This window comes from Stutzerimonas chloritidismutans (genome assembly GCF_020783375.1).
In the GTDB taxonomy this organism is placed as follows: Bacteria; Pseudomonadota; Gammaproteobacteria; order Pseudomonadales; family Pseudomonadaceae; genus Stutzerimonas; species Stutzerimonas kunmingensis.
In genome coordinates this window covers 1,277,416-1,293,383 of sequence record NZ_CP086067.1, presented here as the reverse complement: position 1 = coordinate 1,293,383, position 15,968 = coordinate 1,277,416, and the positions used below count along the sequence as shown (strand labels likewise).

The window sequence follows — 15,968 nt, the reverse complement described above, 5'->3', positions numbered from 1 at the left end:
TGTGATTCGCAGGCTGCACTACTGCATTCCGGTCGTCGCGCTATCACTCGGCCTGGCCCTCGGCATGATTGAGCCGGTTGGCGCGCTGGCCGTTCTGCTATTCGCTGGCTGGCTTGTCGCTCAGCCGCACATCCCCAACTCGCCGTGGCTGTTCGGTACGCTGCTCGGCGCCCTGTTGCTCGCCGCACATCTGCTGCCCGGCTTCAGCCCGCTGCCGCTCGGCCCACCGCAGGATCTGGGCGGTGCCTCGCCCTGGCAATTGCGCATCAGCCCGGACAAGGCGATGGTCGCGACGCTGCTGCTGGCCTGGTGGCTGGGCCAGCCACGAACGGATTGGCGCTCGCTCAGGGTCACTCTGCTTGCGTCAGGCGCCTGCCTGATTCTCGTCCCGCTGCTGGCGCTGGTCTCCGGCGTGCTGGGCTGGCAACCGAAATGGCCGGCGCTGTTCCTGCCCTGGCTGCTGATCAACCTGAGCATCACCTGCCTGGCCGAAGAGCTGATCTTTCGCGGCCTGCTGCAGCGTGAACTGGTCCGCCGCTTCGGTGCGGCCATCGGCATCGGCCTGGCGACCGCCCTGTTCGGCGCCGCGCACCTACCGGGCGGCTTCGGTTTCGCCGGGCTCGCCACGCTGGCCGGTCTGGGCTACGGCCTGGCCTTCCATTACTCCGGTGACCGCCTGTGGGTCGCGGTGTTTCTGCACGGTGCGGTCAACAGCCTGCATCTGCTTCTGCTGACCTATCCACTGCCCTGAGCAAAGAATTTCTCAAAGACCTGTCGATTCCTTCCGCGCCCGTTCGACCAGTGATCGGAGCCGGCGGAAATTGCCGTATGCCCGTCTAGGCTCTTTCCATTCCACTGAAGGAGTCCACCGATGCGTTTCATGGTGATGATCAAGGCCACCCCACAAACCGAAGCCGGCGAGATGCCCAGCGAGGACGTTCTCACGGCGATGGGCCGCTACAACGAAGACCTGGCCAATGCCGGCGTGCTGCTCGGCGGCGAGGGCCTGCACCCCAGCCACAAGGGCGCGCGCATCCGTTTCAACGACGGCCAGTGCAGCGTCACCGATGGCCCGTTCGCCGAAACCCGCGAGCTGATCGCCGGCTACTGGCTGTTCCAGACCACCTCGTTGCAGGAGGCCGTCGACTGGGTCAAGCGTTGCCCGCAGTCGGCCATCGGCGATGCGGAAATCGAGATTCGCCAGATATTCGAAGCGGAAGATTTCGGCGCCGAGTTCACCCCCGAACTGCGCGAGCAGGAAGACCGCCTGCGCGCGCAACTCAATCAATGACCGCAAGGAGCAAGCAATGAAGATCACCACCTACCTCACCCTCGACGGCACCACCCGCGAAGCGTTCACCTTCTACAAGGATGTGCTGGGCGGCACGCTGGAAATGATGACCTTTGCCCAGGCGCCGGATGCCGAGCAGTTTCCCGCCGAGTACCGCGAGCGGATCATGCACGCCTGCCTGAACCTCGGCGATGGTGTGCTGATGGCCTCCGACTCCTTGCCTGACACCTGTGGTGGCGGGCCATACGAAGGCATCAAGGGTTGCTCGGTTTCCCTGCATCCGACCAGCGTGGATGAAAGCGAAAAGCTGTTCGCCGCACTGGCCGAGGGCGGCACGGTGATCATGCCGCTGGAGAAAACCTTCTGGGCCGAGCGCTTCGGCATGCTCACCGACCGCTTCGGCGTGTCGTGGATGATTAACTGCGAGCAGGGCTGAAGCATTCAGCCCTTTTACGCCGGGGACTATCGTGGTTGATTCGCATCTGGAGAGGAGGCGACTTTTGTTATAACGTATCGCACCTTTCAGCGGGCGCAGCGAGTCTGCGCCTGCATTGCGATCATCCTGCTGTGAGCCGCTCATGCCCTCCCCCGACTTCACTCCGCCAGCCGCGGCGCGTCTGCAATCCATCGACGCGCTGCGCGGCCTGGTGATCCTGTTCATGCTGCTGGACCATGTCCGCGAAACCTTCCTGCTGCATATGCAGGTGCCCGACCCGATGGACGTGGCGGTCACCGAACCGGCGTTGTTCTTCAGCCGCACCCTGGCGCATCTCTGCGCGCCGGTATTCATCTTCCTGACCGGCCTGTCGGCCTTTCTTTATGGCGAAAAGCACCAGGACCGCCGTGCAGTGTCGAGCTTTCTGCTCAAACGAGGGCTGTTCCTGGTGGCGCTCGAATTCACCCTGGTCAACTTCGCCTGGACGTTCCAGTTCCCGCCGCAGGTGATCTATCTGCAAGTGATCTGGGCGATCGGCCTGAGCATGCTGGCGCTCTCGGCGCTGCTTTGGCTGCCGCGCCCTGCGCTGATCGTGTTGGGTCTGGTGATCATCGGCGGCCACAACCTGCTCGACCCGCTGCAGTTCTCCGCAGACTCAGCGTTGCACGTCCCCTGGGCCATCCTGCACGACCGCGGCTGGATCGAGGTTTCGGAAAACCTGCGGCTGCGCACTTCCTATCCGCTGCTGCCGTGGATCGGCGTGATCGCCCTTGGCTACGCTGTCGGGCCCTGGTTCGCCAGGAACGCCGACCCCGAGCGACGCCAGCGCAACCTGGGCGGCTGGGCTCAAGGCACCCTGCTGACCTTCGTTTTGCTGCGGCTGATCAACAGCTACGGCGAACAGCCCTGGGTCGTCGGCGAGGACGGCCTGCGCACGCTGATGAGCCTGCTCAACGTCACCAAATACCCGCCGTCGCTGCTGTTCCTGTGCCTGACACTGGGTTGCGGCCTGCTGCTGCTGCGTTACTTCGAACGCAAGCAGGGCCGCACCTGGCTGCGACCGCTCAGCGTGTTCGGTGCGGCACCGATGTTCTTCTACCTGCTGCACCTGTACGTGCTGAAGCTGCTCTACATCGCCGCCGTGGCGATCTGGGGTCTGAACCGCGGCAATCACTTCGGCTTCGATGCGGTGTGGCAGCTGTGGCTGTGCACCCTGGCGCTAGCGGTGCTGCTGTTCCCGGCGGTGCGCTGGTTCGCCGAACTCAAGGCACGGCGCAGGGACATTGCCTGGCTGAAGTACCTCTGAAGCGGCCCTGCGACAGTGCGAGGTCCGCGGCGCTCGGCCAGCCAGCTGGTCAGGGCCGCGGCGTCGCAAAAATGCAATTGCAGCGGCGCCGGCAAAGGCTCAACCTTTCGCGGATCAGTTGAACGGCAGGAAGGAACGGCGGCGTGGATCTGTTATTTCTCGGCACTTCATCCGGCACTCCCACCCGCGCGCGCAATGTCACCGCCCTGGCCTTGCTGGAGGACACCGGCAAGAGCTGGTCCCTGATTGACTGCGGCGAAGGCACCCAGCACCGGCTGTTGCGCACGCCGCTGTCTCTGCACGACCTGCGCGCCATCTGCATCACCCATGTACATGGCGACCACTGCTACGGCCTGCCCGGTCTGCTCGCCAGCGCCGGGATGATGGGGCGCAAGGCCGCGCTGACGATCATCGCGCCGCAGGGCATCGAAACCTGGGTGCGCGCCACGCTGGAGATGAGCCAGAGCTGGCTGGGCTACGACCTCGACTTTCACGCGGTCGAAACGCTGGGCGAGTGGCGCAACCTGAACATGCGCATCGAGGCCACCGCCCTGTCCCACCGTGTGCCCTGCTACGGCTACAGCTTCACCGAGGCCCGGCCTGATCCGCGGCTGGACATCGACCGCCTCGAGCGCGACGGCGTGCCCCGCGGCCCGCTCTGGGGCCAGCTGGCGCGCGGCTTCGATGTCGAGCACGAAGGCCGGATGCTGCGCAGCGACGACTACCTGAGCTTCAGCCGTGCGCCGCAACGCATCGTCATCGGCGGCGACAATGATCGTCCCGAACTGCTTGCCGAGGCCTGCCGCGGCGCCCAGTTGCTGGTGCACGAGGCGACCTACACCGAAGCAGTCGCCAACGATGCGCGCAACGACTTCGGCCACAGCACGGCGGCATCGGTGGCACGCTTCGCGCAAACGGTGGGCCTGCCGAACCTGGTGTTGACCCACTTCAGCGCGCGCTACCAGAAGAATGCCAATCGCGGCCACTCCATCGAGCACCTGCGCGCCGAGGCCAGCGAGCTCTACTCGGGCCAGCTACTGCTTGCCGAAGACTTCCTGCGCCTGCACCTGGCCAAGGATGGCCAGCTGACCCCCGTCGAGCCACCCGGCCCGCGCTCGCCGCGCTCAACGCCGTAAAGATCGTCAGCAATCGCTGCGTCGCCAACCTGGCTGACTACACTGGCTGCTGCACCCGCTGTCAGCGCAAACACCCAGCATCGCTTTCGATACTCGACGGAGCCGCCGATGGAACGTCTTACCGCGAAAGACTTCGCCCCCGAACTGCTCGAGCTCTACGACTTCTACGTCCACGGCAAGCTCAGCCGCCGGGAATTCCTCGACCGCGCCGCGGCCTTCACGCTGTGCAGCATGACCGCCGTGGCGGTGCTCGATGCGCTCACGCCCAACTATGCGTTGGCCCAGCAGGTCGCCTTCACCGATCCGGACATCATCGCCGAATACGTCAGCTACCCATCGCCCAACGGCCACGGTGAGGTGCGCGCCTACCTGGTCCGTCCGGCCAGGGCCGAGGGCAAGGTGCCAGGCATCGTTGTCGTCCACGAGAATCGCGGCCTCAACCCCTACATCGAAGACGTCGCACGGCGCGTGGCCAAGGCCGGTTTCGTCGCCCTCGCACCGGACGGGCTGAGTTCGGTCGGCGGCTATCCCGGCAACGACGACAAGGGCCGCGAACTGCAGGCCGCAGTCGATCCGCAGAAACTGATGAACGACTTCTTCGCCGCTATCGAATGGCTGATGGCTCATGAAGCCACAAACGAAAAGGTCGGCATCACCGGCTTCTGCTATGGCGGTGGCGTGGCCAATGCCGCCGCGGTGGCATACCCCGAGCTGGCGGCGGCGGTGCCGTTCTATGGCCGTCAGGCCAATCCGGCGGATGTGGAGAAGATTCAGGCACCGTTGCTGTTCCAGTTCGCCGAACACGACGAGCGCGTCAATGAAACCTGGCCCGCCTATGAAGCCGCGCTCAAGGCGGCCGGCAAGCACTACGAGGCCTACATCTACCCGGGCACCCAGCATGGCTTTCACAACGACAGCACCCCGCGCTACGACGAGCAGGCGGCTGAGCTGGCCTGGCAACGCACCATCGCCTGGTTCCAGCGTTATCTGAGCTGATGGCTACTGCCGTAGCGGGCGATACCGTCAGGCTCCAACCCTGCGCTGACCTGATTTGCCTCCAGAACGCCCGCGCGTTGTGCCGCGCAGCAGTGCGGGTTTCGGCTGCATTGCCTGCCCGAAGGCTGCAGCACACTGGCGATACATCCGTCACTGCATGTTGACGTTTACGTAAAAGACCAGTACTGCTATGTGGTCCGCACCGCTCAGGAAAGCCCTCCATGACCACTAGCGCAACGCTCGGCAACGCCCCGACCGACCTCTGGGTGCAGAGCACGCATGGGCAGATGTTCGTCCGCAGCTGGTTCCCCGACGCCGGCGCGCTGCGCCCGAACTGCGCACCGATCCTGCTGCTGCACGAGTCGCTCGGCTGCATCGAGCAGTGGAAGGACTTTCCCGCCGCACTCGCCCAGGCAACCGGTCGAACGGTGGTCGCCTATGACCGGCTGGGCTTCGGTCGCTCCGACCGCTTGACCGCTCCGCCTGCGCCGACCTTCGTCGAGGATGAAGCCGCGCATGGCTTCGCCCAAGTGCTGGACCATCTGGGTATCGAGCGTTTTGTGGTGGTCGGTCACAGCGTCGGCGGCAGCATGGCGGTGCATTGTGCCGCGCAATATCCCGCAGCCTGCCAGGCGATGATCACGATGTCGGCGGTCACCTTCGTCGAACCCCGCACGCTGGAAGGCATCCGCCAGGCCAGAAGCTGGTTCGCCGACCCCGCACAGCGCGAACGCCTGCGCCGCTACCACGGCGAGCGCAGCGACTGGGTACTCAGCGCGTGGATCGACACCTGGCTCGCGCCCGACTTCGCCTCGTGGACCCTCGCCCACGCCCTGCCTCGAGTCCGCTGCCCGGCACTGGCCATCCATGGCGACAACGACGAATTCGGCTCCGAACGCCACCCGCAACTGATCGCCCGGCACGCCGGCGGCCATGTCGAACAGGCGCTGCTGCCCGACGTCGGCCACGTGCCGCATCGCGAGCAGCCGGACGTAGTGCTGGAGCGGGTTGGACGGTTCTTGCGGGCGATCGGCTAAGGCCTTGCCTGGCGTTTCTCTCGGCGACCGGGCCTTCGGAAGGGCGGCGTTGCAGGAGGCGTCATTAACGGCGGATGGTCAGCCCGATTACCCGCGAGACGACCAGGGCGATGTACATCAGCCCTGCAATTTCCTCGAGCATGACCAGTGCCCGCGCCACAGGCCGCAGCGGCAGGATGTCACCGAGGCCAACACCGGAGAGTACGGTGACGCTGAGAAACAGCAGTTCCATCCACGAGCGAGGCTCATCCGGCTGCAGGATAGCGACGAAACTGCCCGGGGCAACGAGCTGGCAGGCCGCATAGGCGTAGGCGAACGCCCACGCCAGCAGCGTGAAGGTGGCACCGACGGCAAACAGTTCGTCCGTCGTCGTGCGCTGGTCTTCCATCATGTAGCCGATCAGGCCAGCCGCCGCATAGAAGTAGAACATCGACTCGGTCACGACCAACGCCAGATGCAGGCCGGGCACGGCTGTCAGTTCGACAGCAAGCGTCAGCCCAAGGATTGCAGCGGCCATCAGGAACGCCAGCGAATGCAGCGTCGGGCTCCGGTTGACGATGCGCAACGCCAGGACCAGCACCACAACGCCGAATGCACCAAAGGCAGCGCGCCCGAGCGGGGTGTTTTCCATGAAGGGGTACAGCAGGATGCCGAGCAGCTGGACAAACAGCAGCGCTGCCGAGGGATAACGCACGAGGTAGGTCAGCATTGATTGCCCATCGATGTATCAGCAAGCTCGGGTGTAGCGGGAGCGGAACGCGCGACAGGGCACTGAAAGCGCCCTTAGCCCTTGAACCCCTTCGCCACCAGATAGACCTCACGCGAACGCGGGCGCGATGCTTCCGGTTTGCGAATCGATACCTTCTCGAACGAGCTGCGCACATCCTTGAGGAAGTCGTCCGAGCCTTCGCCCTGGAAGACCTTGACCACGTAGTTGCCGCCGGGCTTGAGCACCTGGCGAACCATGTCGAGGGTCAGCTCGACCAGGTACATCGAAGCGGCCTGGTCGGCGGCGGCGACGCCACTGATGTTCGGCGCGATGTCGGAGACGATCAGATCGGGCTGCCGGCCGTCGAGCATGTCGAGTATCTGCTGAAAAACGGCGTCTTCGGTGAAGTCGCCCTGCACGAAGTCGACGTTATCCAGCCCGCCCATCGGCAGAATGTCGGTCGCCAGCACCCTGCCCTTTTCACCGACGATACCGCCGGCCACCTGCGACCAACCACCGGGGGCCGAGCCGAGATCCATGACCAGCATGCCGGGGCGTATCAACTTGTCCTTCTCGTTCAGCTCGATCAGCTTGTAGCTGGAGCGCGAGCGCAAGCCGTCCTTCTGGGCGCGTTTGACGAAGGGATCGTTGACGTGTTCATCCAGCCAACGACGGCTGCTTTTGGATCGTTTCATGATAGAGCCAACCACGGAGAATCAAGGTAAGACGCGGACCAACAGGCGCAGCAAGGCACAACCATTGGACGCAAAGTGGCGGCGATTATAAGCCGATAATGCCGCCCCGCGGGCGCTGGTCGCAGCACACAGGCCGTGGAAGGCCATCAGCGCAGCCTGACAGGCACGAGCGGCGACGGGTACAATCCGCGCCCTACTCCCCGCCCCTTCTTCTTCCTCTGCCGGAGTCACCGGCCAGGATTACCGCCATGATTCGCATCAACGAGCTGTCCCTGCCCCTCGATCATTCCGCCGATGAGTTGCGCCAGGCCATCGTCAAACGCCTGAACATCAGCGACGCCGATCTGCTGAATTTCACCGTATTCAAGCGCAGCTACGATGCGCGCAAGAAGAACAGCGTCATTCTGTTCATCTACATCATCGATCTGGAGGCCCGCGACGAGGCGGCGATCCTGGCGCGTTTTGCCGATGACCACAACGTGCGTCCAGCGCCAGACACCAATTACTACCCGGTAGGCCAGGCGCCAGCCAATCTGAGCGAGCGACCGCTGGTGGTGGGCTTCGGCCCCTGCGGACTGTTCGCCGCGCTGCTGCTCGCACAGATGGGCTTCAAGCCCATCGTGCTCGAGCGCGGCAAGGATGTGCGCAGCCGTACCAAGGACACCTGGGCGCTGTGGCGCAAGAAGGTCCTGACGCCGGAATCCAACGTGCAGTTCGGCGAGGGCGGCGCCGGGCTGTTCTCCGACGGCAAGCTCTACAGCCAGATCAAGGACCCCAAGTTCTACGCGCGCAAGGTTGTGCACGAGTTCGTTCGTGCCGGCGCACCGGCCGAGATCATGTATGTGAGCAAGCCGCACATCGGCACCTTCCGGCTCACCGGTGTGGTCTCGACCATGCGCGAGGAGATTATCGCCCTCGGCGGCGAAGTGCGCTTCGAGAGCAAAGTGACCGATCTCGTGATCAACGATGGCCAGCTCGAAGGCGTAGTGCTGGCCAGCGGCGAGACGATCAAGAGTCGCCATGTGGTGCTGGCGCTGGGGCACAGCTCCCGCGATACCGTGCGCATGTTGCATCGCCAGGGCGTGTTCATCGAGGCCAAGCCGTTTGCCATCGGTTTCCGCATCGAACACCCGCAGGGCATGATCGACCAGGCCCGGCTGGGCAAGTACGCCGGCCATCCGGAGCTGGGTGCTGCGGACTACAAGCTGGTGTATCACGCCAAGAATGGCCGTGCGGTCTACAGCTTCTGCATGTGCCCCGGCGGTACCGTGGTTGCCGCCACGTCCGAGCCGGGGCGCGTGGTAACCAATGGCATGAGCCAGTACTCGCGCAACGAGCGCAATGCCAACGCGGGCATCGTCGTCGGCATCAACCCGGAGCAAGATTTCCCTGGCGATCCGCTGGCCGGCTTAGCACTGCAGGAGCGCCTGGAGTCGCGCGCTTATGAGCTGGGTGGCAGCGATTACTGCGCACCCGCGCAATTGGTCGGCGACTTCATTCGCGGCGTGCCATCTACCGCGTTCGGCGAGGTCGAACCCTCCTACAAACCGGGCGTGCGCCTGGGCGATCTGGCGCCCTCGTTGCCCGAGTATGCAATCGAGGCCATCCGCGAAGCGCTGCCGGCGTTCGGCAAGCAGATCCGCGGCTTCGATCGTGCTGATGCGGTGCTTACCGGCATCGAAACCCGCACCTCGTCGCCGGTGCGCATCACCCGTGACAACGAGACGTTGCAAAGCCTCAACCTGCACGGTCTGTATCCGGCCGGTGAAGGCGCCGGTTACGCCGGCGGCATTCTCTCGGCAGGCGTGGATGGCATCAAGGTCGCCGAGGCGCTGGCCAAGTCGATGCTGGCTGAAGTGGAACACACCGAAGTGCAGAGCAACTGAGCGCCGACCTGATGAAACTCGACGACATCAAGAAGCTGCACCAGAAAAAGTACCGGGCCGAGTTCGGGCATTTTCTGGTGGAGGGTGAGCATCTGGTGCTGGAGCTGCAGAAGGCGGCCTTGCATAACCCGCTGCTGCAACGCAGCGAGCTGTATGTGACCAGCGCCTACGAGCACTGGCAAAGCCCGTTCAAAACCCACCTGGTCAGCGATCGCCAGATGGCGCAGATCGCCGACACCAAAACCCCGCAAGGCATCGTTGCGCTGGTGCCGATGCCGGCGACAGGCGCGCCGGTTGCTGCGGCCGTCGCGGGCGAGCGCGCCATCTACCTGCATGAAATCCAGGATCCGGGCAACCTCGGCACCATCCTGCGCACGCTGGCGTGGTTCGGTGGTTTTCGCTGCCTGCTCAGCCCCGGCAGCGTCGACCCGTACAACCCAAAGGTCGTGCGTTCGAGCATGGGCGCTATCTTTCATGCGCCGATGGAGCTGGATGTGGCGCTGGATTCGTTGCGCACGCGCTTTGCCCGCATCGCCTGCCTGGATATGCGCGGCGAGCCGGTGCAGACGGCGAGCTTCCAAGCCTTCGATTGCTACCTGTTCGGCAACGAAGCCCGCGGCGTGCCACGCGAACAGCTGGCCTCACTCAAAGCCCAGCCATTCACGATTCCTGGGTGTGGCGCCATCGAATCGCTGAATCTGGCGGCAACAGTCAACATGTGCGCGTACGAATTGAGCAGATAGCCGCTGCTTGAGGTGGGCTGCACTATGCAGCCTGCTCGCCGCCCAGGGGTATGCGCACCGTGAACGTGGTGCCGCTACCGGCCATCGACTCGAACTCGATACTGCCGTGGTGAGCATCGACTATGGCGGATGCGATATACAGTCCAAGGCCGAGCCCCGCACCCGCACCGTACTCGGCGTTGCCGCTCTGGATGTGACGCACCATCGGATTGAAGAGGCTGCTTTTTGCCGATTCGGCGATGGGCCGGCCGACGTTGTGAACCGTCAGCGCGGCGATCCCCTCATCGCTTTTCAGGCTGACCGTGATCGGTGTCCCCGCCTCGCCATGCTCGACGGCGTTGCCAATCAGATTGGCAATCACCTGCTCCATTCGCGATTTATCGAACTGCCCAGGAAGACTCGGCTCCGACTGCAGGACGATCTGTCGGTCGGGGTTGTATGCCCTCGCCTCTTCAACCATGCCTTCACACGCGAGCGCCAGATCTTCGCTGTCCATGCGCACCGGGATGCCTACGCCTGAGTGCGTGCGGGTAAAGTCCAACAGGTCGCCGACGATCTTGATGGAGCGTTTCACGCTCGTATAGATACGCGACACGTTGATGGTCGGCTTTGGGGGCAGATCCCCTGTGCGTAGCAGTACGTCAGCACTCAGCAATATGGCGCCGAGGGGGCTTCGCAGGTCGTGGCCCAATATGCCGAGAAAGACATTTCGCGCGGCATCCACGGCGTCCGCATAGCTGACCACAGACTCGGCGAGGGACTGATCGATCGCTTCGTTAAAGCGGACGATGTCCGAAATCTCGTGCTCTTTCGACGCTGCATCGGACGACATCCACAGGACCAGCACACTGGTGCGCAATGCCCGGTACTCGGCGATGACCTGCGCCATCGTGAAGCCCGAGGAATAGCGGATGTCGGCGTGGGTTTCCGCGGGAGTGGCATCTCGTGAAGGCGACGCCTTCCCATGGGATTTGGCGATCCGCGCCTTCACCGATTGGGCCGTGCGCAGATCGGCGGCGATCGCCAGCAACATCTGCTCCGCATGGTCCCGCAGCGCCACCGAATCCATGCCGTTGGCGGCGGGTGTCATCGTCTTGGCGAAGTCTTCCCACTGCTGAAGGATGGGTTCGATGTTTTCCAGAATGAAATCGGCCAAGCGCATGGTTTGCTCCTCGTGACTGAAACGGATGGTTGTAGCGACGACAGGTGTGTCAGTGAGGAGCGGAAGCCGAGACTACAGGGAAGCAGCGCCAGCAGTAGTAACTTTTAGCCGGCCGGTTTGCCTGAACGCGCTTGCTCATATCGGGCTACCAGCATTCGCGGATAACAGCCGAAAAATAAAGCTGCCCTTTGCGCGAGTTAACAGTTTTGCGCTTGTCGCGGTGCCGGTCGATGACAGCCCTACGAGCCCCACGCATCATGCTCGCTCGACGTCGTGCCGCAGGGCCCTCGCATGCAACCTACCCTTTCTGATTCATTGCTGGACTACGCCGGGCAAAGCTCGCCAGGCCGCAGGCGCAGCCATAATGAAGATGCACTGCTCTGCGCGCCGGAGCTGGGGCTCTGGGCCATCGCCGACGGCATGGGTGGGCATCAATGCGGGGAGGTTGCAAGCAGCCTGGCACTGTCTGCGCTGCAGCAGGCGATCGAGCGCGGCGATCCGCTGCAGACAGCGGTTCAGCACGCCAACCAGGCAGTACTTGACGCGGCTGTGGACGACGGCATGGGCACCACGCTGGTCGCAGCACATTTCAAGGGTGCCGACTTCGAACTCACCTGGGTCGGCGACAGCCGCGCCTATCTGGTCACCTCCAATGGTATCGAGCAGCTTACGCGGGACCATAGCTGGGTGCAGATGATGATCGACGCCGGGGAGCTGAAGCCGGCCGAGGCTCAAGGCCACGCCTGGCGCAACATCATCCTGCGCTGCCTGGGACGCGAGGCGCCGCTGGAAGTCGGTGCCCACAGCGGCACCCTCAAGCCCGGCGAGCTGCTGCTGCTATGCAGTGACGGCCTGACCAACGAGCTGACCGACGCGCAGATCCATGCCAGCTGCACCTTTGCCGATACCCTCGAGAACCTGGTGGAACAGCTGATCGACCAGGCCAATGAACATGGCGGCCGCGACAACATCTCCTGCATCGTGATCGGCCGCACCGCCCCCCTCCCGGCGGCCGAGTCCCGCGGGCGGCGCTTCATCAACATGCTGTTAAAACCCCTCAAGTCGTAAGCAAGCGCGAGTTTCTACAATGCATCGGATGCTGGAAATACCGGGCTATCGCCTGCACAAGCGGCTCGGAAAAGGCGGAATGGCCGAGGTCTACCTGGCCACCCAGCTGTCGCTGGATCGCGAGGTGGCCGTCAAGGTGCTGCTGCGCACGGAAGATGCAGCGTTCACCGAGCGCTTCATCCAGGAAGGCCATATCGTCGCCTCGCTGCGCCACCCGGCGATCATCACCATCCACGACATCGGCCAGATCGCCGATGGCCGGCACTACCTGGCCATGGAATACCTCGGCGGCGGCGACCTGGCGCAACACCGCGGCATCGTCTTCTCGCCATCGCGCGCGCTGGACATCATCCGTCAGCTGGCCGGCGGCCTGGCGGTGGTGCACGACGGCGGGCTAGTCCATAGAGACGTGAAGCCAGCCAATATCCTCTTCCGTGACGACGGCAGCGTGGTGCTCACCGACTTCGGCGTAGCCAAGGCCGTAGAGCTGGATAACGAGCTCACCCACTTCGGCATCGCCGTCGGCAGCCCTGCCTACAGCAGCCCGGAGCAGGCCCAGTGCCAGCCACTCGATGCGCGCAGCGACATCTACAGTCTGGGAGTGATACTCGCCGAGATGCTCACCGGGACCAACCCGTTCCGCGCCAGCAGCTATCCGCAAACCGTGCTCAACCACCTGCAGATGCCCTTGCCGCAACTGCCGCCAGCGCTCGCGCCCTACCAGCCACTGCTCGACCGCATGCTGGCCAAGCAGCCGGATGAGCGCTTCGGCAATTGCCGTGAGCTGCTGGCAGCCATCGACACGCTCACCGAGCCGGACATGGACCAGACCCGCATCGCACCGGCGGCATTCATCGAGGCGCCGATCAGACGCCGCCGTCGCCGTCGTGGCATTGGCCGCTGGGCGGTGATCGGTGCGGCGCTGATCGTGACAGTCGCCGCATTGGCCGCCGGCGGCTATCAGTGGCTGCAATACAGCCGCATCAACGACTACCTCACGCGCGCCGAGGCACGCCTGGATGAGGGGCAACTGACTGCACCGGCATTCGACAATGCCGACTACTACTACCGCCAGGCCCTGCGCCTGGATTCGGACAATGTCGAGGCCCTCGACGGCATACGCCGCGTGCTCGATGCGCGCATCGCCCAGGCACTGGAACTGGCGGCGCAACGGCTGGCAAACGATCAGTTGCTGCAACCCGCCGAAGACAGCGCGGTGCACTACTACCAGCAGGTGCTGGGCTGGTTGCCGGAAAACGAGGTGGCCCGCAACGGGCTGGTACAGGTCAGCGAGCGTTATGTCGAGCTAGCCGAAGCAGCCTACGGGCGCCGCGAGTTCGCCCTTGCGCTGGAGTACATCCAGCAGGGGCTGGAAGCCACCCCGGACTATGCGCCCCTGCTCGCGCTGCACGACGCGCATGCTCAGCGGGTTGCCAAGGCCCGGGCCCCGCGCCCGGTGAAACGCACAACGGCCAGCACCTCACGCGCCGCGCCGACCAACACGCAGACCTCGCAAGCGCCGGCCAACCCGGTCAAGCGCCTGTGGAACCGGATATTCAACCAATAATTCGCCGAGCGCCGTTTGGCTCAGACCGTCGCCCGCTCCGCTAAAAGGTACCGCGCCATGCTCAGGATCCACTTCGCTGACAATCGCCAAAGTCCGGTCTGGCTTGCCGATGAACGCTTCACCCTCGGTTCGGACCGCAGCAACAAACTGGTGGCCAACGACACCGGGGTCGCGCCATTTCACGCCGAACTGCTGCTGGAAAACCGCTTCTATTACCTCACCGACCTCGGCACGCCTGGCGGCACCTACGTCAATGACGAGAAGGTCGGCGAGCGCTACCAGATTCGTTCCGGCGACCGCCTGCGCCTGGGCGCGCTGGAATTGCAGATCGTCGATCCGGCCAAGGCGGGCACCAAGCTGGCGAGCGCCCCGCGCTGGCTGTTGCAGGTGGTCAAGGGCGAGAACCAGGGCCACAAGTACCACATCACCGGCTCGATGACCTTTGGCCGCTCGGTGAAATGCGAACTCTGCTTCAGCGATGCGGAGCTGTCCCGCCGCCACGCGGAGTTCTACCTCAAGGGCGATGTGCTGGAAGTGAAGGACCTGGCCTCAGCCAACGGCCTGCTGGTGAACCGCGAGAAGGTCACGACCGCTGTGCTGCAGCCGGGCGACCAGATCCAGCTGGGCAATACCACACTGCTGGTGATCGGGCCCAAGGTCAGCACCCCGGAAGTCGTCGACGAAGACGCTACCGTATTCGTCCGCGCCACCGACCTGCCCGCCACGGTCGCCCCCCAGCCGAAACCTTCCCGCCCCCGCCCTGCCACGCCGAACCCGCTGCACGCGGCGGCACCTGTTGCCGCCGCTCCTGCTCGTGAGCCAGGTAAATCCGCATGGCGCCTTGGCATGCTGCTCGGCGCGCTGGGGCTGGCCATTGTCGCCGGGCTGGTTGCGCAGCAGATGATCTAGCAACTAACAGGCTTGAGCGGCGGCCATGCAGTGCCGCTTTCTGCCCTAGCAGCCGGCGCCTGCCCGATGAAACCTCGGCACCTGATCAATGACTACCAACGCTACCCTCGCCCCCGACGCAGCGCCCGCAATCCTTCGAGGACCAACACCACAATCGCCGCCCAGATCGCCCCGTAGGTCAGCCACTGGTCCGGCGCGATGCTCTCGCCAAGCAGCAGCGCCACGACCACCAACAGTACCGGCTCGACATAGCTGAGCAGGCCGAACAGGGTCAGGCTGAGGTATTTGCTGGCGTTGATCATCAGCCCCAGCGCCAGCGCGCTGAGCGCGCCCAGGCCGGCGATCAGCAATGTCAGGCGGGGATTGCCGGCAAGCAGGTTCAACGTTTCACCGCTGCCTAGGACGAACAGCGCAGCAACCGGCAAGCTGATGACCAGGTCGACCCAGAGCCCGCCAAGACTGGCGGTGCCGAGCTTGCGGCGCAGAACGAAGTAGCACGGGTAGCCCAGGGCAACGGCGAGTACCGGCCATGACAGTGACGAAGCCAATAGCAGCTGGTTGCCCACGCCCACAGCCGCCAGCAGACAGGCCAGGCGTTGCAATCGACTGATCGTTTCGCCGAAAACCAGGCGCCCGGTAAGTACCAGTGTCAGCGGCAGCAGAAAGTAGCCGAGCGAAACGTCCAGCCCGTGGCCGTTGATCGGCGCCCACATGAACAGCCACAGCTGCAAGCCGACCAGCGCCGAAGACAGCGGCAGCGCTAGCCACAGCCTCGGTTCGGCTGGCAGGCGCACCAGAATCTCGCGGACTTCGCCCCAGCGACCGATGGCGAGCAGTAGCAACGCCAGGCAGGGTGCGGTGAGCAGAATGCGCCAGCCGTAGATCTGCTGGCCACTCAGCGGCTCGAGCAGCGACGTGTAGTAATACAGCGTTGCGAAGAGCGTCGATGCGGCGAGCGAGCCGGCGACGCCCGCCAGCCTGTTGCGAGTTTCCATGGGCTTCCTGCGATTGACGATTCGTGCCAGCC

16 protein-coding genes are annotated in these 15,968 nt (G+C 64.3%); 12 read left to right on the top strand and 4 right to left on the bottom strand.

Annotation, left to right across the window (positions count from 1 at the left end; genetic code table 11):
* Position 1 precedes the first annotated feature (1 nt).
* The 7 genes from LLJ08_RS05940 (at position 2) to LLJ08_RS05910 (ending at position 6,202) form a co-directional block, all read left to right on the top strand.
* Positions 2 to 751, top strand: coding sequence for a CPBP family intramembrane glutamic endopeptidase (locus LLJ08_RS05940; RefSeq protein WP_228208445.1), 750 nt, complete (start codon positions 2 to 4; stop codon positions 749 to 751).
* A gap of 120 nt (positions 752 to 871) precedes the next feature.
* Positions 872 to 1,291 (top strand): YciI family protein, encoded by a 420-nt coding sequence (locus LLJ08_RS05935; protein ID WP_228208444.1) that lies wholly within the window; start codon positions 872 to 874, stop codon positions 1,289 to 1,291.
* 16 nt (positions 1,292 to 1,307) lie between these two features.
* Positions 1,308 to 1,727: a VOC family protein gene (locus LLJ08_RS05930; protein ID WP_228208443.1), complete on the top strand. Its 420-nt coding sequence runs from the start codon at positions 1,308 to 1,310 to the stop codon at positions 1,725 to 1,727.
* A 142-nt stretch (positions 1,728 to 1,869) separates the two neighbouring features.
* The gene (locus LLJ08_RS05925; protein ID WP_228208442.1) at positions 1,870 to 3,033 is read left to right on the top strand and encodes an acetyltransferase domain-containing protein; all 1,164 of its coding nucleotides are present in this window, start codon (positions 1,870 to 1,872) and stop codon (positions 3,031 to 3,033) included.
* Between the two features lie 143 nt (positions 3,034 to 3,176).
* Complete coding sequence (locus LLJ08_RS05920) at positions 3,177 to 4,169, top strand: ribonuclease Z (RefSeq protein ID WP_228208441.1); 993 nt, start codon at positions 3,177 to 3,179, stop codon at positions 4,167 to 4,169.
* Between the two features lie 108 nt (positions 4,170 to 4,277).
* Entirely contained in the window at positions 4,278 to 5,165 is an 888-nt protein-coding gene (gene yghX, locus LLJ08_RS05915) for a YghX family hydrolase (protein ID WP_228208440.1), read from the top strand.
* Between the two features lie 221 nt (positions 5,166 to 5,386).
* Positions 5,387 to 6,202 (top strand): alpha/beta fold hydrolase, encoded by an 816-nt coding sequence (locus LLJ08_RS05910; RefSeq protein WP_046620692.1) that lies wholly within the window; start codon positions 5,387 to 5,389, stop codon positions 6,200 to 6,202.
* 64 nt (positions 6,203 to 6,266) lie between these two features.
* On the opposite strand, the gene LLJ08_RS05905 is transcribed toward LLJ08_RS05910, so the two are convergent.
* The gene (locus tag LLJ08_RS05905; RefSeq protein WP_046620689.1) at positions 6,267 to 6,911 is read right to left on the bottom strand and encodes an ion channel; all 645 of its coding nucleotides are present in this window, start codon (positions 6,909 to 6,911) and stop codon (positions 6,267 to 6,269) included.
* A 74-nt stretch (positions 6,912 to 6,985) separates the two neighbouring features.
* Positions 6,986 to 7,606 carry a 23S rRNA (uridine(2552)-2'-O)-methyltransferase RlmE gene (rlmE, locus tag LLJ08_RS05900; RefSeq protein ID WP_003300908.1) on the bottom strand — a complete coding sequence of 207 codons (621 nt, stop codon included), beginning with the start codon at positions 7,604 to 7,606 and terminating at the stop codon, positions 6,986 to 6,988.
* A 248-nt stretch (positions 7,607 to 7,854) separates the two neighbouring features.
* On the opposite strand from rlmE, the gene LLJ08_RS05895 reads away from it, so the two are divergent.
* Together LLJ08_RS05895 and LLJ08_RS05890 are read left to right on the top strand one after the other, a co-directional pair.
* Positions 7,855 to 9,492 carry an NAD(P)/FAD-dependent oxidoreductase gene (locus LLJ08_RS05895; RefSeq protein WP_228208439.1) on the top strand — a complete coding sequence of 546 codons (1,638 nt, stop codon included), beginning with the start codon at positions 7,855 to 7,857 and terminating at the stop codon, positions 9,490 to 9,492.
* An 11-nt stretch (positions 9,493 to 9,503) separates the two neighbouring features.
* Complete coding sequence (locus tag LLJ08_RS05890) at positions 9,504 to 10,235, top strand: TrmH family RNA methyltransferase (RefSeq protein ID WP_228208438.1); 732 nt, start codon at positions 9,504 to 9,506, stop codon at positions 10,233 to 10,235.
* 22 nt (positions 10,236 to 10,257) lie between these two features.
* Here the strand turns inward: LLJ08_RS05890 and LLJ08_RS05885 are convergent, their stop codons facing one another.
* Positions 10,258 to 11,397 (bottom strand): sensor histidine kinase, encoded by a 1,140-nt coding sequence (locus LLJ08_RS05885; protein WP_228208437.1) that lies wholly within the window; start codon positions 11,395 to 11,397, stop codon positions 10,258 to 10,260.
* A 291-nt stretch (positions 11,398 to 11,688) separates the two neighbouring features.
* On the opposite strand from LLJ08_RS05885, the gene LLJ08_RS05880 reads away from it, so the two are divergent.
* The 3 genes from LLJ08_RS05880 to LLJ08_RS05870 are packed head-to-tail and all read left to right on the top strand — an operon-like array spanning position 11,689 to position 14,941.
* Complete coding sequence (locus LLJ08_RS05880; RefSeq protein WP_228208436.1) at positions 11,689 to 12,465, top strand: PP2C family protein-serine/threonine phosphatase; 777 nt, start codon at positions 11,689 to 11,691, stop codon at positions 12,463 to 12,465.
* A 19-nt stretch (positions 12,466 to 12,484) separates the two neighbouring features.
* Positions 12,485 to 14,032 (top strand): serine/threonine-protein kinase, encoded by a 1,548-nt coding sequence (locus tag LLJ08_RS05875; RefSeq protein WP_228208435.1) that lies wholly within the window; start codon positions 12,485 to 12,487, stop codon positions 14,030 to 14,032.
* Positions 14,033 to 14,089: 57 nt separating this feature from the next.
* Positions 14,090 to 14,941, top strand: coding sequence for an FHA domain-containing protein (locus LLJ08_RS05870; protein ID WP_046620678.1), 852 nt, complete (start codon positions 14,090 to 14,092; stop codon positions 14,939 to 14,941).
* Positions 14,942 to 15,042: 101 nt separating this feature from the next.
* On the opposite strand, the gene rarD is transcribed toward LLJ08_RS05870, so the two are convergent.
* On the bottom strand, positions 15,043 to 15,936 hold the full coding sequence (rarD, locus tag LLJ08_RS05865; RefSeq protein ID WP_041013258.1) for an EamA family transporter RarD: 894 nt from the start codon (positions 15,934 to 15,936) through the stop codon (positions 15,043 to 15,045).
* Positions 15,937 to 15,968 lie beyond the last annotated feature (32 nt).